We start from the raw sequence: 17,545 nt of genomic DNA, 5'->3' as shown, positions 1-17,545 counted from the left end.
TGCGCCGGGCGATCGCGCGGGGTGTCACCGTCCGGGTGCTCTCAGACCATCTCTCCGGGTTCCTCCTGCCCCGGCGGCGGCAGGTCCCGCAAACCGCCCAGGCCCCCGACGACCGGTCGGCCCGCACCGTCGAACCGGATCACACCCGGGCTGATCCCCGGATGCAGCCAGCCCCCGTCGTAGAGCCGCGCAACGGCCGCGAGCACCGGCGCCAGGATCGTGACCGCCTCCCCCGGGTCCAGCAATCGCTCGCAGGCCAGGACCGCCCCGAGCGCCCCGCCACGGTCCTCGGCCAGGACGAGGCAGACCCGGCCGTCCGGCAACGTCGCAACGTCCAGCAACCGGCCCACCCCGCCGTCCGGGATGCTCTCGAGGGCGCGCACCTCCCTGTCGATCGCCGCGCCGCCGGTGCCTGCGCCCACCGCGTGCACCTCACGGAACACCTTGAGAACGACGACCTCCCTCTGGCCGTCGATCCCGCCTTCGGCAGAGGCACCGAGGTAGACGTCGGACAGGTCACCAGAGCCGATGCGCCTCAGCACCCGGTATCCGGCGACGTTTCCGACGGCATCCGCTGGCTGCGCTTCGGAGTCCCCCACCACGGCAGGGGACTCCGCAGCAGGCGTCCTACTCCGCCGACTTCCCGCACGTCTCGTCACGCGGCGATCTTCGCCCGCTGAGAGCCGGCGGCAAGCCCACTCAGGACAGGCTGTGCACACTCCGGCCGATCCGGTAGCTGGTGAGGACGGGCTGACCTAGACTGGCCCAATGCTCGACTTTCTCGTCGCGGGGCTAAGCGCCAACTCCGTGCCGTATCTCGTGGGCCTTGAGCTCCAGCGCACCGTCCATCGTGCCGTTGTTTCCGGGGAACGCCCGGACACCGTCATCTTCCTCGAACACCCCGCCGTGTACACCGCGGGTAGACGCACGTCCGACGACGAGCGGCCGACGGACGGAACTCCCGTCATCGACACCGACCGGGGCGGCAAGATCACCTGGCACGGTCCCGGCCAGCTCGTCGGCTACCCCATCCTCCGCCTCGCCGAACCCATCGACGTCGTCGGGTACGTCCGACGCCTCGAAGGCATCCTCATCGATGTCCTCGCCGGGTTCGGAGTCGACGCTTGTCGCGTCACCGGACGGTCCGGGGTCTGGGTCGGCCGTCCCGGCTTCGAGGACAAGATCGCCGCCATTGGAATCCGGGTCGCCGAAGGCGTGACCATGCACGGCTTCGCGCTCAATTGCAACAACTCCCTCGAACCCTACGACCACATCATCGCCTGTGGCATCCGCGACGCCGGCATCACCACGATCTCCCGCGTCCTCGGCCGGGAGGTGACACCGGAGCAACTGGTGGAACCGATCCGGGCCCGTTTCGCCGCGGAACTGGTGGCTGCCGCGTGAGCGCCGTGCCAGAGGGCCGCAAGATGCTGCGGCTCGAGATCCGCAACATGGAATCCCCCATCGAACGCAAACCCGCCTGGATCAAGACGGTCGCCAAGATGGGACCGGAATACCGGAAGCTCCAGGACCTCGTCAAGGGCGAGAACCTGCACACCGTGTGCCAGGAAGCCGGTTGCCCGAACATCTTCGAATGCTGGGAGGACCGCGAGGCGACCTTCCTCATCGGTGGCTCGCAGTGCACCCGGCGCTGCGACTTCTGCCAGATCGACACGGGCAAGCCTGCGGAGTACGACACCGACGAACCGAGACGGGTCGCGGAATCCGTCGTCGCGATGAACCTTCGGTACGCCACGGTGACCGGCGTCGCCCGTGACGACCTTCCCGACGAGGGTGCCTGGCTGTACGCCGAGACGATCCGGCAGATCCACGCGCAGAGCCCCGGTACGGGAGTGGAGATCCTCGTCCCGGACTTCTCCGGCAACCCCGACCTGCTCGGCGAGGTGTTCTCGGCAAAGCCGGAGGTCTTCGCGCACAACGTCGAGACGGTCCCGCGCATCTTCAAACGCATCCGCCCGGCCTTCCGTTACGACCGTTCCCTCGACGTGATCACCCAGGGCCGCGACGCCGGCCTCATCACCAAGTCGAACCTGATCCTCGGCATGGGCGAGGAGCGAGCCGAGGTCAGCCAGGCGCTCCAGGACCTCCACGACGCCGGAACCGACATCATCACCATCACCCAGTACCTGCGGCCGAGCGCCCGGCACCTCCCCGTCGCCCGGTGGGTGCGGCCGGAGGAGTTCGTCGAGCTGAATGCCGAAGCGGAAGCCATCGGATTCCTCGGGGTGCTCTCCGGTCCGCTCGTGCGCTCCTCCTACCGGGCAGGACGCCTCTGGGCGCAGTCGATGCTCGCGACGAACCGCGAGGTGCCCGCCGAGCTCCGCCACCTGGCGGATGCCTCCCTCGGCTTCGCCCAGGCCGTCGCCCGCCCAGGCGGCATCGTCGCTGACTCGACCGAAAATCGGTCATCGGAGATTCTGGCGACTCGGTAAACTCGACATCATGGCACGCAGCAAGGACAAGACTCCCAAACCCCACAAGGAACCCGGCCGCATCAAGCAGATGTGGCAGGTGTTCCAGATGACCCGGCGGTACGATTCCAAAATCGTTCCGCTCCTCCTCGTGGGCTTCTTCGTGCCGCTCGTGGCGTCGATCATCGTCGCGATCGTTGCGACGGACGGAAACGTTCTCACGCTGGTCCTCTGGATCATCGCCGGACTCCTCGCCGGGGTGCTCGCGGTGCTGATCATCCTCGGCCGTCGTGCCGAGAAGGCCGCCTATTCCCAGATCGAAGGCCAGCCCGGCGCCGTCGGCGCCGTGCTGCGCAGCTCCCTCAAGGGCGGCTGGGTCGGCAGCGAGATGCCCATCGCCGTCAACGGCAAGACCCAGGACGCGGTCTACCGTGCGGTCGGTCGCGGCGGCGTCGTCCTGATCAGCGAGGGCCCGCGCACCCGGACCGCGCGCATGCTCGAGGAGGAACGCCGCACGGTCACCCGTCTCGGCGGTCACGTGCCCGTCACAGTCCTCTCCGTCGGTCCGGACTCCGACGCCGTGCCGTTGCACAAGCTCGCGAGCCGTCTGCGCAAGATCAAGCCGAGCCTGACCAAGGCAGAGGTGCTCGCCGTCAACAACCGGCTGAGCTCGATCACGAAGAAGCTTCCGATCCCGAAGGGTGTCGATCCCACCAAGGCCCGCCCCCAGCGCGGCAACTAGGCGCGTCCACCCATCCATTCCGCACGTCAAGAACCCCTCGTCGTCACGACGAGGGGTTCTTGCGTCTGCCTGTCGGCGCGCGGCTCAGCCGCGGACGAGGACGGTTCCGGCGACCTTGTCGTGGAAGCCGCGCTGGTCGGAGTCCCAGACCAGTGCGGGGAATGCCAGGCCGAGAAGCACGGAACGCACAATCGGCCGCCACGGACCGACCCAGCCGCCCGCGAGGGGGATCACCCGGAGTCCGACGAGGCGGTGGCCGATGCTGCCGCCGATCGTCGGGATGAACACGACCTGGAGCAGGACATAGGTCCCGGTCACGACAAAACCGTTGTAGTCGAGGAACGTATAGCGGAACACCGTGAATGCCAGCGCCATCGCGAGGGCATAGTCGATCAGGAGTCCCAGCATCCGTCGCCCGGCGCGGCCGATGGACAGTGGGCCGGCGTCGGGAAGCCCGAGTCGCTCCCCCGGCCATCTGCTCGGCGGGAGCTGTCCGAAGGTGGTCGGTTGCGAGGCAGAGGGAGGCACGGGATGATCCTAGCCAAGGGCCCCGCCTGTAACATGTGAGAAACAAAGTCGTCACAGTTGAGTAATGCTGCCGTAATACTCTCTGGGTAGCCGCCGTGCGCGACTTTCTGTCATTAACGCCCTCGTCGTTTGGAGTAAAACCGCATGTTCCGCGATTCGTCAGAAGTACTCAAGTTCATCAAGGACACTGACGTCAAGTTTCTTGACATTCGCTTCACCGATCTTCCTGGTGTGCAGCAGCACTTCAACATCCCCGCGTCGACCGTCGATGAGGAATTCTTCACGGTCGGGCAGATGTTCGACGGTTCGTCGATCCGCGGCTTCGCGTCCATCCACGAGTCGGACATGCAGCTCATCCCGGACGTGACGACGGCATACGTCGATGCCTTCCGCGCCGAACGCACGCTCATTATGCTTTTCGACATCTACAACCCGCGTAACGGTGAGATCTACTCCAAGGATCCCCGCCAGGTCGCGAAGAAGGCCGAGAAGTACCTCGAGTCGACCGGCATCGCCGACACCGCGTTCTTCGCCCCCGAAGCCGAGTTCTACATCTTCGACGACGTGCGTTATGAAGTGAACCAGTACTCGAGCTTCTACGCCGTGGACTCCAGCGAAGGCGCCTGGAACTCCGGCAAGAAGGAAGAGGGCGGCAACCTCGCCAACAAGACCCCGTACAAGGGCGGATACTTCCCCGTCAGCCCCGTCGACCAGCACGTCGACATGCGTGACGACATCTGCCTCAAGCTCATCGACGCAGGCCTGATCCTCGAGCGCAGCCACCACGAGGTCGGCACCGGCGGACAGGGCGAGATCAACTACCGCTTCGACACCATGGTCCACGCGGCGGACGACCTGCTCAAGTTCAAGTACATCGTGAAGAACACGGCGCACGAGTGGGGCAAGACGGCGACGTTCATGCCCAAGCCGCTCTTCGGCGACAACGGTTCCGGTATGCACACCCACCAGTCCCTCTGGTCCGGCGGCAAGCCGTTGTTCTACGACGAGGCCGGCTACGGCGGACTCTCCGACATCGCCCGCTGGTACATCGGCGGCCTGCTCAAGCACGCCCCGGCCGTCCTCGCGTTCACCAACCCCTCGGTGAACTCGTACCACCGCCTCGTCCCCGGCTTCGAAGCCCCGGTCAACCTGGTCTACTCTGCCGGTAACCGCTCGGCCTCGATCCGCATCCCGATCACGGGCACCAACCCGAAGGCCAAGCGCATCGAGTTCCGCGCGCCCGACGCCTCCGGCAACCCGTACCTCGCCTTCGCTGCCCAGCTGATGGCCGGCCTCGACGGGATCAAGAACCGGATCGAGCCGCACGAGCCGGTCGACAAGGACCTCTACGAGCTCCCGCCCGAAGAAGCCAAGAACATCCCGCAGGTTCCCGCTTCCCTCGAGGAGGCGCTGCTGGCCCTCGAAGCCGACCACGACTTCCTCCTCGCCGGCAACGTGTTCACGCCCGAACTGATCGAGACCTGGGTCAGCTTCAAGCGCGAGCAGGAAATCAAGCCGCTCGCGCAGCGTCCGCACCCGTTCGAGTATGAACTGTACTACGGGGTCTAAACCGCACCGAGCCTGACCATAACGGGTCGTACCTCTCGGGGTACGGCCCGTTCGTCGTTCCCCGGTCAGCCGGCGAACGGGCCCGCGTGTTCGACGGGGCCGTAGAAGCGACGCTCGAACACGGCGCGGGCGCGCCGGGTGACGGCGAGGTAGTCGTCTTCGAGCCGGTTGGCGGAGCCCGGCGGGTATTCGAGGATCCGGGCGATGCCCTCGAGCTGGATGCGGTCGGTCGGGAGGGTGTCCGCAGTCCGGTTCATCCACAGGGTCATCGCGGACCGGCAGCGGGAGGTGAAGATCCACGCCGCCCGGAGGGTCTCGGCATCCGAGTCGCTCACGAGCCCGGCCCTGGCGGCGGCGTGCAGTGCACCGAGGGTCGAGTGCGTGCGCAGCTCGGGGATCGCCGCGGCGTGCTGCAACTGCAACAGCTGGACGAACCACTCGACGTCGCTGAGCGATCCGCGGCCGAGCTTGAGGTGCCGGTTCGGGTCTGCGCCCTGCGGTAACCGTTCCTTCTCGACGCGGGCCTTCATCCGTTTGATCTCCCGGACAGCCTGGTCGTCGATCGCGAGCGGGAAACGAACCGAGTCCGCGAGGGTCTCGAAGTCGGCAAGCAGCCGGGCATCGCCGGCGACGCCCCTGCCCCGCAGCAGCGCCTGCGCCTCCCAGGTCAGCGACCAGCGCCGGTAGTACGCCTCGTACGAGTCGAGGGATCGGGCGACGGGCCCGTTCTTGCCCTCCGGGCGCAGACCGAGGTCGAGGTCGAGCGGCAGGCGGCTGTCCTCGGTGAGGCGTTTGAGTTCCCTCGCGATGAACATCGCCCGGGCATGCGCGGCCTCGCCGCTAAGTTTTCCGGCCCGGAACACGTACATCACGTCGGCGTCGGACCCGAAGCCCAGCTCGGCTCCCCCGAACCGGCCCATGCCGATCACGGCGAACTCGATGCCGTCCGCGTCGCCGTCGGGCTCGCCCCGGAGGCCGGTGCCGCGGATCGCCGCGGTGACGCCCTCGATCACGGTCGCGGTGACGTCGGTCAGGCCCGTCGCGAGCTGGTCGATGCTGATCCTGCCGAGGATGGACGAGAAGGCCAGGCGCAGGATCTCGCGGCGCCGCGCCGTACGGAGGACGGATGCCGCTGCTTCCGGCGTCTGGTGGCGTGCCAGGACCGCGCGGGACTCTGCGCGCAGCACGGCGAGGGGCCGCGGACGCAGGTCGTTCTCGTTCTCGAGCCATGCGACCGACTCCGGAATGGTTTCGAGGAGTTCGCCGACGAACCGGGACGAGGACAGCACCCGGGTCAGCCGTTCGGCGGCGCCGGAGGAGTCACGAAGCATCCGCAGGAACCAGTAGGTCGACCCGAGGCTGTCGCTGAGGCGCCGAAAGGCCAACAGGCCGTAGTCGGGGTCGGCACCCTCGGAGAACCACTGCAGGAGGACGGGAAGGAGGTGGCGCTGGATCGTCGCCCGACGGGAAACGCCCCCGGTGAGCGCGGCGATGTGGGCGAAGGCGCCCTTGGTGTCGCGGAAACCGATCGCCGCGAGCCTGGCCTCGGCCTGCGCGCTCGTGAGAACGAGCTCACCATCGGGCAGCGCGGCAACGGCGGAGAGCAAAGGCCGGTAGAAGAGGCGCTCGTGCAGTCCACGCACCCGGTGTTTGGTGTCCGCCCAGCGCGTGCTGAGCTGGGCGGCTCCCGAGGCGAGTCCGGTCGCCCGGGCGAGGATGCGCAGGCTCGCCTCGTCGCGCGGCACGAGGTGGGTACGTCGCAGGCGGTAGAGCTGCAGGCGGTGTTCCATCAACCGGAGGATCCGGTAGTCCTGCGAGAATTCCGCCGCTTCCGCGCGACCAACGTAGCCGGACTCGGCGAGGGCCGCGAGTGCGGGGAGGGTGCCGGCCTGTCGCACGTCTTCGTCGGCCTGGCCGTGAACGAGCTGGAGGAGCTGCACGGTGAACTCGATGTCGCGCAGCCCGCCGGGGCCGAGCTTGAGCTGGACATCGACCTCGTCGTCGGGGATGTTGTCGGTCACCCGTTCCCGCATCCGCTGCACAGACTCGACGAAGTTCTCCCGGCTGGCGCTCGTCCACACCTTCGGACCGACCGCGGCGAGGTACCGTTCACCGAGCCCGGCATGGCCGGCGAGCGGCCTCGCCTTGAGCAGGGCCTGGAATTCCCAGCTCTTCGCCCACCGCTCGTAATACGCGATGTGTGAGTCGAGGGAACGCACGAGCGCCCCCGACTTTCCCTCTGGACGCAGGTTCGGGTCGACCTCCCAGAGTTCGGGTTCGAGCGTCGGCTGGTTGAGGCCGCGCATCAGCAGGATCGCAAGCCTGGTTGCGATGTCGACCGCACGACCGGACTCGAGCCCGGTTTCGGGGTCTGCTTCCGCGACGAAGATGACGTCGACGTCGCTGACGTAGTTGAGCTCCCTCGCCCCGGCCTTGCCCATGCCGATCACGGCGAGCCGGGTGGAGCGCACCTGGTCGACGGGGAAGACGCCAGGGGCGGCAACGGGGGCAGCCACCATCGTTCGCGCGACGGCGAGGGACCCCTCCAGCGCGGCGGCGGCGAGATCGGACAGCGCCCTGGCGACACCGTCAAGGCCGGCGACGGGGTCAGCCTGTTCGAGATCGAAAGCGGCGACCTCCGCGAGCCTCCGCCGGTACCGCACCCGGAGCGCAACCCAGCCGGCGTCGTCGACGAGGGCAGCGAAGCCGTCGACGGCCCCGACCGAGGCGAGCAGATCCCTGGTGAGTTCCTCGGGGCCGGGAAGGGACCGTGAGCGGGTGGCCAGGACGCCGAGCTCCTCCGGGTGCCGCAGGAAGAAATCGGTCAGGCCGCGGGACGCGCCGAGCACGAGCAGGAGGCGCAGCGGAGCGCCCGGGCAGGCCAGGAGGGCCAGGAGCTCCGCCGGTGCCTGCCGCAGCAGGGCGATCAGGCCGGAGAGTGCTGCGTCCGGGCTCGCCGTGCGGGCGAGCAACGGCAAGAGTTCTGCCGAATCGGGCCCGCCCCTGGTGACGACCTCGTCGAGGCACGCCCGGACCTCACCGAGTTCAGCGAAGCCGACCCTCGCAAGTTCGGTGAGGGTCAGCGCCTCTCGCGCCATCGTGCGCTACAACATCTCGAGGTTCTTTTGCAGCTCGAATGGAGTGACCTGAGAGCGGTACTCCTTCCACTCCTGCCGTTTGTTGAGCAGCACGTAGTTGAACACGTGCTCGCCCAGGGTCTCGGCGACGAGTTCGGATTCCTCCATGAACTGGATGGCGTGGTCGAGGCTCGCAGGCAGCTGGCGGTAACCGAGTGCGCGGCGCTCGGTGTCGCTGAGCCCCCAGACGTTGTCCTCGGCTTCCGGAGGCAGCTCGTAGCCCTCTTCGATGCCCTTGAGGCCGGCAGCGAGCATGAGCGAGTATGCGAGGTACGGGTTCGCTGCGGAGTCGATCGCCCGGTATTCGATGCGGGAGCTGTTGCCCTTGTTCGGCTTGTACAGCGGCACGCGGATCAGCGCGGACCGGTTGTTGTGGCCCCAGCAGACGAAGCTCGGCGCCTCATCCCCGCCCCAGAGCCGCTTGTACGAGTTCACGAACTGGTTCGTGACTGCGGTGATCTCCGGTGCGTGCTTGAGCAGGCCCGCGATGAACTGACGCCCGGTGCGGGACAGCTGGTACTGCGCGCCCGCCTCGTAGAAGGCGTTCGTCTCGCCCTCGAAGAGGGACAGGTGGGTGTGCATGCCCGAGCCAGGCTGGTCGGACATCGGCTTCGGCATGAACGTCGCGTAGACGCCCTGCTCGATAGCGACCTCCTTGATGACGGTGCGGAAAGTCATGATGTTGTCGGCCGTCGAGAGGGCGTCCGCATACCGGAGGTCGATCTCGTTCTGGCCGGGGCCGGCCTCGTGGTGGCTGAACTCCACCGAAATGCCGAGCTCCTCGAGCATCCGCACGGAACGGCGCCGGAAGTCGTGGGCGGTTCCGCCGGGGACGTTGTCGAAGTATCCGGCGGAGTCGACGGGCACCGGCCCGTCCTTGCCGAACTTCGACGACTTCAGGAGGTAGAACTCGATTTCAGGATGCGTGTAGAACGTGAAGCCGCGATCCGCCGCTTTCGCAAGCGTGCGCTTGAGCACGTTGCGCGGGTCGGCAACCGCGGGCTGACCGTCGGGGGTCGTGATATCGCAGAACATGCGTGCGGTCGGGTCGACTTCGCCCCGCCACGGCAGAATCTGGAACGTTGTGGGATCCGGATGTGCGAGGACATCCGCTTCGAAGGACCGGGTCAGGCCCTCGATGGCCGAGCCGTCAAAACCGAGACCCTCTGCGAATGCGCCCTCGACCTCGGCCGGTGCGATCGCCACCGATTTCAGGGTGCCGACGACGTCCGTGAACCAGAGACGAATGAACTTGATGCCCCGTTCCTCGATGGTACGAAGAACGAAGTCGCGCTGCTTGTCCATCCACGCCCTTTCTTGTTGATCACTAGGTTACTGGCTGTCGTGACCTCGCGTGCGAAAACGGCCCCGGCGGGCGGAATCGGCCGCTGGCTACACTGGAGGCATGCCAGAGTCGACCGCGTCAGATGCTCCCCGTTCCGTCAATGACCTGAATCCCTTCGTTCCCGCCCCCGCAGGACCCAAGCGGGTGCGGACCCGCCATTTCTCGAACGCGAAACAGCATGGAATCCCGATTACCGGCCTGACCAGCTACGACATGCTCACGGCGCAGATTTTCGACCAGGCCGGGATCGATTTCCTCCTGGTCGGAGACTCGGCGGGGAACAATGTCTTCGGCTACGAGACCACTCTTCCCGTCACCGTCGACGAGCTGATCCCGCTCACCCGTGCAGTCGCCCGCGCCGTCACCCGCGCCCTTGTCGTCGCTGACATGCCCTTCGGCTCCTACGAGACCGGCCAGACGGAGGCCCTCCACACCGCGGTGCGGTTCATGAAGGAAGCACAGGCCCACGCGGTCAAGCTCGAGGGCGGGGTGCGCAGCCACAAGCAGATCAAGAGAATCGTGACGAGCGGTATCCCCGTGATGGCCCACATCGGTTTCACACCGCAGAGCGAACACGGTCTCGGCGGCCACATCATCCAGGGCCGCGGCGACGCCGCGGAGAAACTCCTCGAAGACGCCCTCGCCGTGCAGGACGCCGGCGCGTTCGCCGTCGTCCTCGAGATGGTTCCGGCGACCGTGGCCGCGGAGGTCACCAGCAAGCTCGAGATCCCGACGATCGGTGTCGGGGCAGGACCAGACGTCGACGGCCAGCTGCTGGTCTGGACAGACTTCGCCGGCATGACCGAGGGCCGCGTGCCGCGTTTCGTGCGGCAGTACGCCAACGTGCGCAGCGTCCTCACGGATGCCGTGCACCAGTTCAAGTCAGACGTCGAGAGCGGCGTGTACCCCGGGCCGGAACACAGCTACGAATAGCTGTCAGCGGTCCTCCGCAGCGTCCTCCGCCGACCATTTCGCGCTGTTCGCGCGGAGCTTCTCCAGTGCGTGGGCTGCCTCGTCGCGGGTGGGGAACGGCCCGACCCGATCGACGGCGAGAGAGACCATTCCCTCCTCGACGGCGCCCGTGCGCAGGTTGTACCAGAACTGGTGCTCAGTATCTTCGGCCATAAGCTAGATCCTATGCCTAAGGATTCCGCCGGTCACCTCTTGCCAGGCCCGGTATCCCCCATCCGTCCCGTCCCCGCCAGGATCCCCCGTCCGGAATACGTCGGCCACGCCGCACCGGCGCGATTCACCGGTTCCGACGTCTACCCCGCCGCGAAGATCGAACTGATCCGTGAGGCCGGCCGGATCGCCGCGGAGGCGATCGAAGCCGTCGGCCGGGGCATCCGCCCGGGCGTGACCACGGAAGAACTCGACCGGATCGGACACCAATTCCTGATCGAGCATGACGCGTACCCCTCCACGCTCGGCTACCGGGGCTATCCCAAGTCGCTGTGCAGCTCGGTCAACGAGGTCATCTGCCACGGCATCCCCGACACGACGGTCCTCGAAGACGGAGACATCGTCAACATCGACATCACCGCCTTCAAGAACGGCGTCCACGGGGACACCAACGTCACGTTCATCGTCGGGGAGGCGAGCGAAGCGGTGACGCTCCTCGTCGAACGCACGAAGGAGGCCCTCGCCCGCGGTATCAAGGCCGTCGCCCCCGGGCGTCAGGTCAACGTGATCGGCCGGACCATCGAGTCATACGCCAAGCGGTTCGGCTACGGCGTCGTTCGGGACTTCACCGGCCACGGGGTCGGCGAGGCCTTCCACTCCGGCCTGATCGTCCCCCACTACGACTCTGCCCCGCAGTACGACACCGTGATGGAGGTCGGCATGGTCTTCACGATCGAGCCGATGCTCACACTCGGCGGCACGGACTGGGACATGTGGGCGGATGACTGGACCGTGACGACCAGGGACAAGAGCATCACCGCCCAGTTCGAGCACACCCTTGTCGTGACCGAACGCGGCGCAGAGGTCTTGACCCTCCCCTAGACGGTAGGTTTTCTACTATGAGTTCTCAGACGGCCATCGGCATCGACATCGGCGGGACCGGCATCAAGGGGGCACTCGTCGATCTTGCGACGGGCGCGCTGCTGACCGACCGCGTCAAGCTCCCCACGCCCAAGGGCGGGCGCCCTGCCGACATCGTCGAGACGACCCGCGTCATCCTCGAAAGGGTCAGTGCCATTGCTGGCGTGACGGATGTCCCCGTCGGCATCTGCTTCCCCGCGATCGTCAGGCACGGACGGACGATGTCGGCCGCCAACGTGTCCAAGAAATGGATCGGCCTCGAGGCCGCGGCCCTGTTCGCAAGGAGCCTCGGCGCACCCATCACGTTCGTGAACGACGCGGATGCCGCGGGGTACGCCGAATCCCAGTTCGGTGCCGCGCAGGGGGTGGAGGGCGTGGTGATCCTGACCACCCTCGGCACCGGCATCGGCACGGCGCTCCTGAACGACGGGGTGCTCGTTCCCAACACCGAACTCGGTCACCTGCAGATCGACGGAGTCGACTACGAGACCCGCGCCTCGTACTCCGCGCGGGAACGGGAGAATCTCTCCTGGTCGGCCTGGGCGGCACGCCTGCAGAAGTACTACTCCACGCTCGAGGCGCTCTTCTCCCCCGACCTGTTCGTCGTCGGCGGCGGCGTCTCCAAGCACCACGACGATTTCCTGCCCCTGCTCGCGCTGCACACGCCGATCGTCCCGGCCGTGCACAAGAACAACGCCGGCATTCTCGGGGCTGCGGCCCTCGCCGTGAAAGACCTGGACTAGACCAGGACCGGTCTCGTCCCGTGGTCGGGTGACGGCACCCCGTGGGGGAAGCGGCCCCAACGGGGAAAAGGGGAATGGGCCGGCTGGTACGCCGGGTTCTGTCCCGGTTTTCACCGGGGACGGCCATCTATCTCGGGACTACGTTGCCGCAGCCCTCTAGCGGTCTACCCGGAAACTCGGCGAGCCGCCTTAACGTTTCCTGTGTGACCTTGCTCCGGACGAGGTTTACCGAGCCGACCAGGTCACCCTGGCCTCTGGTGGTCTCTTACACCACCGTTTCACCCTTACCACCGAAAAACGGTGGCGGTCTACTTTCTGTGGCACTGTCTCGCGGGTTACCCCGGGTGGGTGTTACCCACCGCCCTGCTCTGTGGAGCCCGGACGTTCCTCGGCAGCCGCTCCCCCGAAGGGAACCGGCTGACGCGGCCGTCTTGCCGACCCATTCTTCCTCCCAGACTACAGGATCAGATTCCGGACTCCTCCGTGCGCACAAGGATCGCACCACAATCCGGGCAGAACAGCACCTCGTCGGCCGCAGACGACCGCACGGACTCGAGGTCGCTTCCGGTGAGGGTGATGGTGCATCCGCTGCAGGTGCGCTGGCGCAACAGCGCGGCAGCGTTCCCGTGGCCGCTCACGAAGAGCTTCTCGTAAAGGCTCGCGAGATCCGGCGCGATCGTCCCTGCGATCACGGCCCGGTCGCGGCGGAGTTCCTCGAGCTGGCGGTGCAGGGTGGCGAGGTCGGCGTCGCGTGAGGTCTCGGTCTCCTCGACTCGGGCGGCCAGCGCGTCCCGTTCCGCTTCGACGACCGCAACAGCGGATTCACGTTCCTCGAGGCGCTCCATCACGGCGATCTCGATCTCTTCGAGGGCGAGCAGCCGTTTGCGGAGTGCGGCGAGTTCGGTGTCGAGCGCCTGGACGTCCTTGACCGAACTCGTCGTCTGCAGGCGTTCGTCGTCGCGCTTGATGCGCTTCTCGACGACCTCGACGTCGGACTCGATCCGGTTCAGTTCGAGACGAACGTCCTCGACTTCTCCGTGGAGAGTCGTGAGGTTCATCCGGGTCTTGTCCGCGGTTCCGGCGAGTGCGGTGAGTTCGGCGTGCTGGGCGAGCGCCCTGGTCTGGTGGTCGACCTGCTGGAGCCTGATGTCGAGAGCCTGGAGCCGGAGCAGTTCCTTCTGCTCGATGGGGGATGCCTTCACTTGAGTCCTGACCTTCACGGGTATTGAGTTCGACCGGCCCGGTGGCCGGATACTGTCGGTGGGGTTGTGCAGGTTACTGCACGATGACGAAGTCCCACGGGTCCGTGCGCAGATCGCTCACGTCCACCCGTAGTCCCGGAAAAGCGTTCCGCAACGCGTCGGCGGCGGTGTCGAGCCACAACCACTCGCTCGCCCAGTGTGACACGTCGATCAGCGCCGGTGTGTTTCCGTCGAGCAGCGCCTGTTCCCTCGCCTCGGAGGCCGGGTGATGACGGAGGTCGGCGGTGATGTAGACATCCGCGGCCAGCACGGACGGAACGCTGAGCAGGGAGTCCCCCGCTCCACCGCAGAGCGCGACAGAGCGAACCGGTGCGGTGTACTCCCCCGAGACGCGGATCCCGGAGGCTGTCGCGGGCAGGATCGTCGCGAGGCGCCGGGCGAGCTGGCCGAGTGTGGTCGGAGTCCCGAGCAGCCCGACCCGCCCGATACCGGTCCCTGGCACGGTTCCCGCGGTGATCGGCTGGGCGTCCACGAGTCCGAGTCGCGACGCGAGGACGTCGGAGACACCGTCGACGACGACATCCGCGTTCGTGTGCGCGGCGAGGAGTGCGCAGTCCGACCGGATCAACCTGGCCAGGAGGGCACCCTTGTACCGGTCCTCTGCGATGGACGTGACTCCGCGAAGAAGGAGCGGATGGTGGACGAGAAGGAGGTCGGCACCGACCTCGATCGCCTCATCGACGGTCGCGGAGACGGCGTCGACCGCGAGGAGGACGGAATCGACCCGGTTCGACGGGTCGCCGCTCACGAGTCCGGGTGCATCCCACGTCTCCGCACCCGACAACGGCCAGAGCTCGTGGACGGTCCGGGTGATCTCTGCGAGCGAATAGGACACCCCGTCAGCCTACCCGTGCGCTACCCCGGCCATTCTCAGGGCGCCGACTCGCAGGCGCCGGTCTCACGACACCCACCCGGCGACCCGTGGACTCACCCCGCGGACGCCGGGGTCCTGGCGTTCTCCTGCCTGCGGATCGCCGGAATGCCCGCGAGGAGGGGTGTCGCGAGGCCCAGGGCGAAGACGATCAGGACGCCGGGGTTCGTCGCCGCGAATTCCCCGCCGGGGTCGATGCCGAGTGGTTCAAAGAGGTATCCCTGCCAGGCCGACCAGCCCTCCCCAGGGACGAGGAGTCCCCAGCCGACCACGCTGAAGACGACGAAGGCGGCCAGATTGACCCAGCGCACGTCCGCATACGCTCCACCGCGCTTCAGGAGGCTGCGGGTGTCGTACCGATTGGCGCGCACGAACGTCTCGGCGGAGAACAGCCCCGACCAGGCCGCGACCGGGATCGCGAGGGTCAGTGGCACGGTGAGGAACGCCGCCCGGACACCCAACCCACCGGACGGCAGGAGGAGCAGTGCCGCGCCCATCGCCGTGAGAGCGACTCCCGCGGCCCGAGGGAGCCCGGAGGACAGCGCCGCGGCCGCCAGGCCGCCCGAGTACAACGTCAGGATCAGTGCGGAGAGCACGGTGACCGTTCCGAGCAGAAGCAACGGCCATTCGAGACCGGCGGGCAGGAGCGCGGCGAGCGTTCCGACCGGGTCGACGGCGAGGTCTGCTCCCCGCTGGCCCTGGGACGAGACGAGCAGTGCCCCCCAGGAGGCGAGGACGAGGGCAGGTACCCCGACCCCCGCGAGGAGCCAGAGAACCGCATTCGATCCGGAACCGGACCTGCCCTGATAGCGTGCAAGGTCTGCGCCGCTCGACGCCCAGGCGAGTCCCAGGTAGGCGAACACGAGGGTGACCCCGCCGAACACCGTGAAACCGCTTCCATCCGGAACAGTGAGCGCCGAGCCCACGTCGACGAGTCCGGCCGAGAGCACCATCACCGCGATCACCAGGGCGGCACCTGCGACGGCGAGCACGGCCTGAACGGAGCGGATGAGCGCATAGCCGAAGAGCGCGACCACGGTCGCCACGATCAGGACCGCCAGCGCGGGGAGCGGAACGGACCCGTCCCTGGTTCCACCTGCCAGCGTCGGCGGCCTCGTTGCTGCGGTCACGGCCCGGCCCAGGATGGCGAGGAGCAGTGCGCCCCAGGCCATCCGGACAAGCAGGGCGAACACGGTGGGAACGACGTTTCCGATCACGCCGAACGTTGCCCGCGACAGCATGACCATCGACTGCCCGTTGCGCCGACCGGCCAGGGTTCCCAGGCCGAGCGGGATCAGTGAGAGCACGATGCCGAGCACGGTGACGAGTACGACCTGGCGGATGCTGAGTCCGAGGTAGGCGAGGCGCGCACCGACCGCGACGCTGACGACGGATGCCATGACCGCGAACCAGAGACGGAAGACCCGGCTTCCGCGTCCGACCCGGTTCACCACCGGGGTCGGAGCCTGTGCGTAACGCTCGATCACGAGCCGCGGCTCCTCGGCGAGAGCGGCATCGACGAGGACGATTTCGTCGTCGCTGACCCGTGGACTCGCCACGGGCGCGGCCACCCCCGTCGGTACGTCGTCGGCGTCGTCGGGCAGGTCGTCGTCGACTCCGAAGCCGACGATCTCGGTCGCGGCCGTCCTCGGCGCGCTCCCGTCCAGTGGCGTGATGCCCAGTTCGATCACGGCCGGTGACTCCACCGTGAGCGCGTCGTCGTCAGCCGGGGAGGCGGGTTCGGGCGGAACGGGGCCGTCCTGCCCCCTCGGGTACCTGTCGGACATGCCCCGAGTGTAGCCAGATGCCCGAAATCGCGGCAGGTCTACCAGCCGAGGGTGCCCGGCTCCCCCTTGAACGGCCCGACGACCCGCGAGGTGATCCAACCGCCATAGAAGGATCCGGCCTGCGCGTGGACGACTTCACCGTCGACAGTGCAAAGATCCATCCGCCCCGGATACAGTGCGATCCGGCCCGCGAGCGATTCGAACCCAGGCTCGGGCTCAGGGTAGGTCCAGGCAGCGCCAACGGCACGAGCAGTGCCGGACACGACGGTCAGGTATGACGCGGTTCCCTTGTATTCGCACACCGATCGGCCGTCCGCCGGCACGAGAGAACCGGGGCGGAAGGCATCGCGGGGAAGGTAATACGCCGGCGGGTGGCTCGTCTCGAGCACGCGGACCGCGTTTTCGGTGCGCGCGATCTCGAGCCCACCGAAGCGGATCACCACTTCCTCGGAGACGGGCTCGACCCTGGGCGGGCGCGGGTAGTCCCACACCGATTCCTGGCCGGGACCGGGGACGACCCTGTCCCTGTGTGCGGATGTCATCGGGCCATAGTAGCCCGGCGGTCCGGCGGCGGGCTGGCAGTGCACCCCGGGCGTACACTGCGGGCATGACGGAGAACGTGATCGTTGCGATTGACGGCGGGCCGGCCAGTGCTGCAGCCCTGGATTGGGCGATCACCCGAGCGGTCGACCGCTCGTCCGCCGAATCGGACGCACAACCGATCGAGCTCGAACTCACGACCGTCGTCGAGCTGGGTTGGTCGCCGCACGACGTCGCCCTCAGCTTCCAGCCTGCCTACGAACGCGCGCTGGCCGCGGCGACCCATGAAGTGGAACGCCGGGCTCCGGGGTGCCGCAGGACGAGCTACATCCGACACGGTGTCCCCGTCGACGAGCTCGTCAGGGCATCCGCTTCTGCGGACCTGATGGTGATCGGCTCGAACAAGACCGGGCTCCTGACCGGCGCCGTCTACGGGACGCTCCCCCTCCGCCTCGCGGCGCACGCGCACTGCCCGGTCGTCGTCGTTCCGGCGACGTGGCGACCGCGGATCGGCCCTGTCGTCGGGGGGGTGGGCGCCGCCCCCCC

General features: G+C 67.6%; 16 protein-coding genes, 1 other RNA gene and 1 pseudogene. 8 read left to right on the top strand and 10 right to left on the bottom strand.

All coding sequences use genetic code 11. The annotated features are described in order from the left end of the window. Nucleotides 1–41: 41 nt before the first annotated feature. The gene (locus QN345_RS07205) at nucleotides 42–599 is read right to left on the bottom strand and encodes a hypothetical protein (RefSeq protein WP_323508537.1); all 558 of its coding nucleotides are present in this window, start codon (nucleotides 597–599) and stop codon (nucleotides 42–44) included. A 169-nt stretch (nucleotides 600–768) separates the two neighbouring features. On the opposite strand from QN345_RS07205, the gene lipB reads away from it, so the two are divergent. From lipB to QN345_RS07190, 3 genes and pseudogenes are all read left to right on the top strand, one after another. Beyond that, the gene (gene lipB / locus QN345_RS07200; protein WP_322135867.1) at nucleotides 769–1,404 is read left to right on the top strand and encodes a lipoyl(octanoyl) transferase LipB; all 636 of its coding nucleotides are present in this window, start codon (nucleotides 769–771) and stop codon (nucleotides 1,402–1,404) included. Then, nucleotides 1,401–2,384 (top strand): annotated as a pseudogene (gene lipA, locus QN345_RS07195) (lipoyl synthase); the annotation flags it as partial. The gene lipB and the pseudogene lipA, both read left to right, overlap by 4 nt. 79 nt (nucleotides 2,385–2,463) lie before the next feature. Further along, nucleotides 2,464–3,174: a DUF4191 domain-containing protein gene (locus QN345_RS07190; RefSeq protein ID WP_134446506.1), complete on the top strand. Its 711-nt coding sequence runs from the start codon at nucleotides 2,464–2,466 to the stop codon at nucleotides 3,172–3,174. 84 nt (nucleotides 3,175–3,258) lie between these two features. Here the strand turns inward: QN345_RS07190 and QN345_RS07185 are convergent, their stop codons facing one another. Continuing rightward, the gene (locus QN345_RS07185; protein WP_134446505.1) at nucleotides 3,259–3,702 is read right to left on the bottom strand and encodes an RDD family protein; all 444 of its coding nucleotides are present in this window, start codon (nucleotides 3,700–3,702) and stop codon (nucleotides 3,259–3,261) included. Between the two features lie 144 nt (nucleotides 3,703–3,846). Here QN345_RS07185 and glnA (QN345_RS07180) point away from each other — a divergent pair, with 144 nt between their 5' ends. Next, complete coding sequence (glnA, locus tag QN345_RS07180; RefSeq protein WP_134558421.1) at nucleotides 3,847–5,271, top strand: type I glutamate--ammonia ligase; 1,425 nt, start codon at nucleotides 3,847–3,849, stop codon at nucleotides 5,269–5,271. A 65-nt stretch (nucleotides 5,272–5,336) separates the two neighbouring features. On the opposite strand, the gene QN345_RS07175 is transcribed toward glnA (QN345_RS07180), so the two are convergent. Together QN345_RS07175 and glnA (QN345_RS07170) are read right to left on the bottom strand one after the other, a co-directional pair. Next, nucleotides 5,337–8,369: a bifunctional [glutamine synthetase] adenylyltransferase/[glutamine synthetase]-adenylyl-L-tyrosine phosphorylase gene (locus QN345_RS07175; RefSeq protein ID WP_322140803.1), complete on the bottom strand. Its 3,033-nt coding sequence runs from the start codon at nucleotides 8,367–8,369 to the stop codon at nucleotides 5,337–5,339. A 6-nt stretch (nucleotides 8,370–8,375) separates the two neighbouring features. After that, a complete protein-coding gene (gene glnA / locus QN345_RS07170) occupies nucleotides 8,376–9,713 on the bottom strand; it encodes a type I glutamate--ammonia ligase (protein WP_134446491.1) in 1,338 nt (445 codons plus the stop codon). A gap of 100 nt (nucleotides 9,714–9,813) precedes the next feature. Here glnA (QN345_RS07170) and panB point away from each other — a divergent pair, with 100 nt between their 5' ends. After that, entirely contained in the window at nucleotides 9,814–10,686 is an 873-nt protein-coding gene (gene panB, locus QN345_RS07165; RefSeq protein ID WP_134446490.1) for a 3-methyl-2-oxobutanoate hydroxymethyltransferase, read from the top strand. Between the two features lie 3 nt (nucleotides 10,687–10,689). Here the strand turns inward: panB and QN345_RS07160 are convergent, their stop codons facing one another. Next, a complete protein-coding gene (locus QN345_RS07160) occupies nucleotides 10,690–10,878 on the bottom strand; it encodes an SPOR domain-containing protein (protein ID WP_134558423.1) in 189 nt (62 codons plus the stop codon). A gap of 12 nt (nucleotides 10,879–10,890) precedes the next feature. Here QN345_RS07160 and map point away from each other — a divergent pair, with 12 nt between their 5' ends. After that, on the top strand, nucleotides 10,891–11,757 hold the full coding sequence (gene map, locus QN345_RS07155; protein WP_134446488.1) for a type I methionyl aminopeptidase: 867 nt from the start codon (nucleotides 10,891–10,893) through the stop codon (nucleotides 11,755–11,757). Between the two features lie 17 nt (nucleotides 11,758–11,774). Beyond that, nucleotides 11,775–12,539, top strand: coding sequence for a polyphosphate--glucose phosphotransferase (gene ppgK, locus QN345_RS07150; protein ID WP_134446487.1), 765 nt, complete (start codon nucleotides 11,775–11,777; stop codon nucleotides 12,537–12,539). Nucleotides 12,540–12,610: 71 nt separating this feature from the next. Here ppgK and rnpB read toward each other — a convergent pair. From rnpB to QN345_RS07125, 5 genes are all read right to left on the bottom strand, one after another. Next, an RNA gene (gene rnpB, locus QN345_RS07145) (RNase P RNA component class A) lies at nucleotides 12,611–12,981 on the bottom strand. Between the two features lie 22 nt (nucleotides 12,982–13,003). Beyond that, nucleotides 13,004–13,741: a zinc ribbon domain-containing protein gene (locus QN345_RS07140; RefSeq protein WP_134446486.1), complete on the bottom strand. Its 738-nt coding sequence runs from the start codon at nucleotides 13,739–13,741 to the stop codon at nucleotides 13,004–13,006. 73 nt (nucleotides 13,742–13,814) lie between these two features. Then, complete coding sequence (locus tag QN345_RS07135; protein ID WP_134558425.1) at nucleotides 13,815–14,636, bottom strand: Nif3-like dinuclear metal center hexameric protein; 822 nt, start codon at nucleotides 14,634–14,636, stop codon at nucleotides 13,815–13,817. Nucleotides 14,637–14,728: 92 nt separating this feature from the next. After that, nucleotides 14,729–16,459 (bottom strand): purine-cytosine permease family protein, encoded by a 1,731-nt coding sequence (locus tag QN345_RS07130; RefSeq protein ID WP_134558426.1) that lies wholly within the window; start codon nucleotides 16,457–16,459, stop codon nucleotides 14,729–14,731. A gap of 38 nt (nucleotides 16,460–16,497) precedes the next feature. Beyond that, nucleotides 16,498–17,001, bottom strand: a complete 504-nt coding sequence (locus tag QN345_RS07125) for a DUF427 domain-containing protein (protein ID WP_134446483.1) — start codon at nucleotides 16,999–17,001, stop codon at nucleotides 16,498–16,500. Between the two features lie 65 nt (nucleotides 17,002–17,066). Between QN345_RS07125 and QN345_RS07120 the strand changes: the two genes are divergently transcribed. Beyond that, on the top strand, nucleotides 17,067–17,545 hold a 479-nt coding region (locus tag QN345_RS07120; protein WP_323508536.1), incomplete at its 3' end, for a universal stress protein.

Source organism: Cryobacterium sp. 10I1, from assembly GCF_035019805.1.
Taxonomy (GTDB): Bacteria; Actinomycetota; Actinomycetes; order Actinomycetales; family Microbacteriaceae; genus Cryobacterium; species Cryobacterium glucosi.
This window is presented reverse-complemented; position numbering and strand designations above follow the sequence as displayed.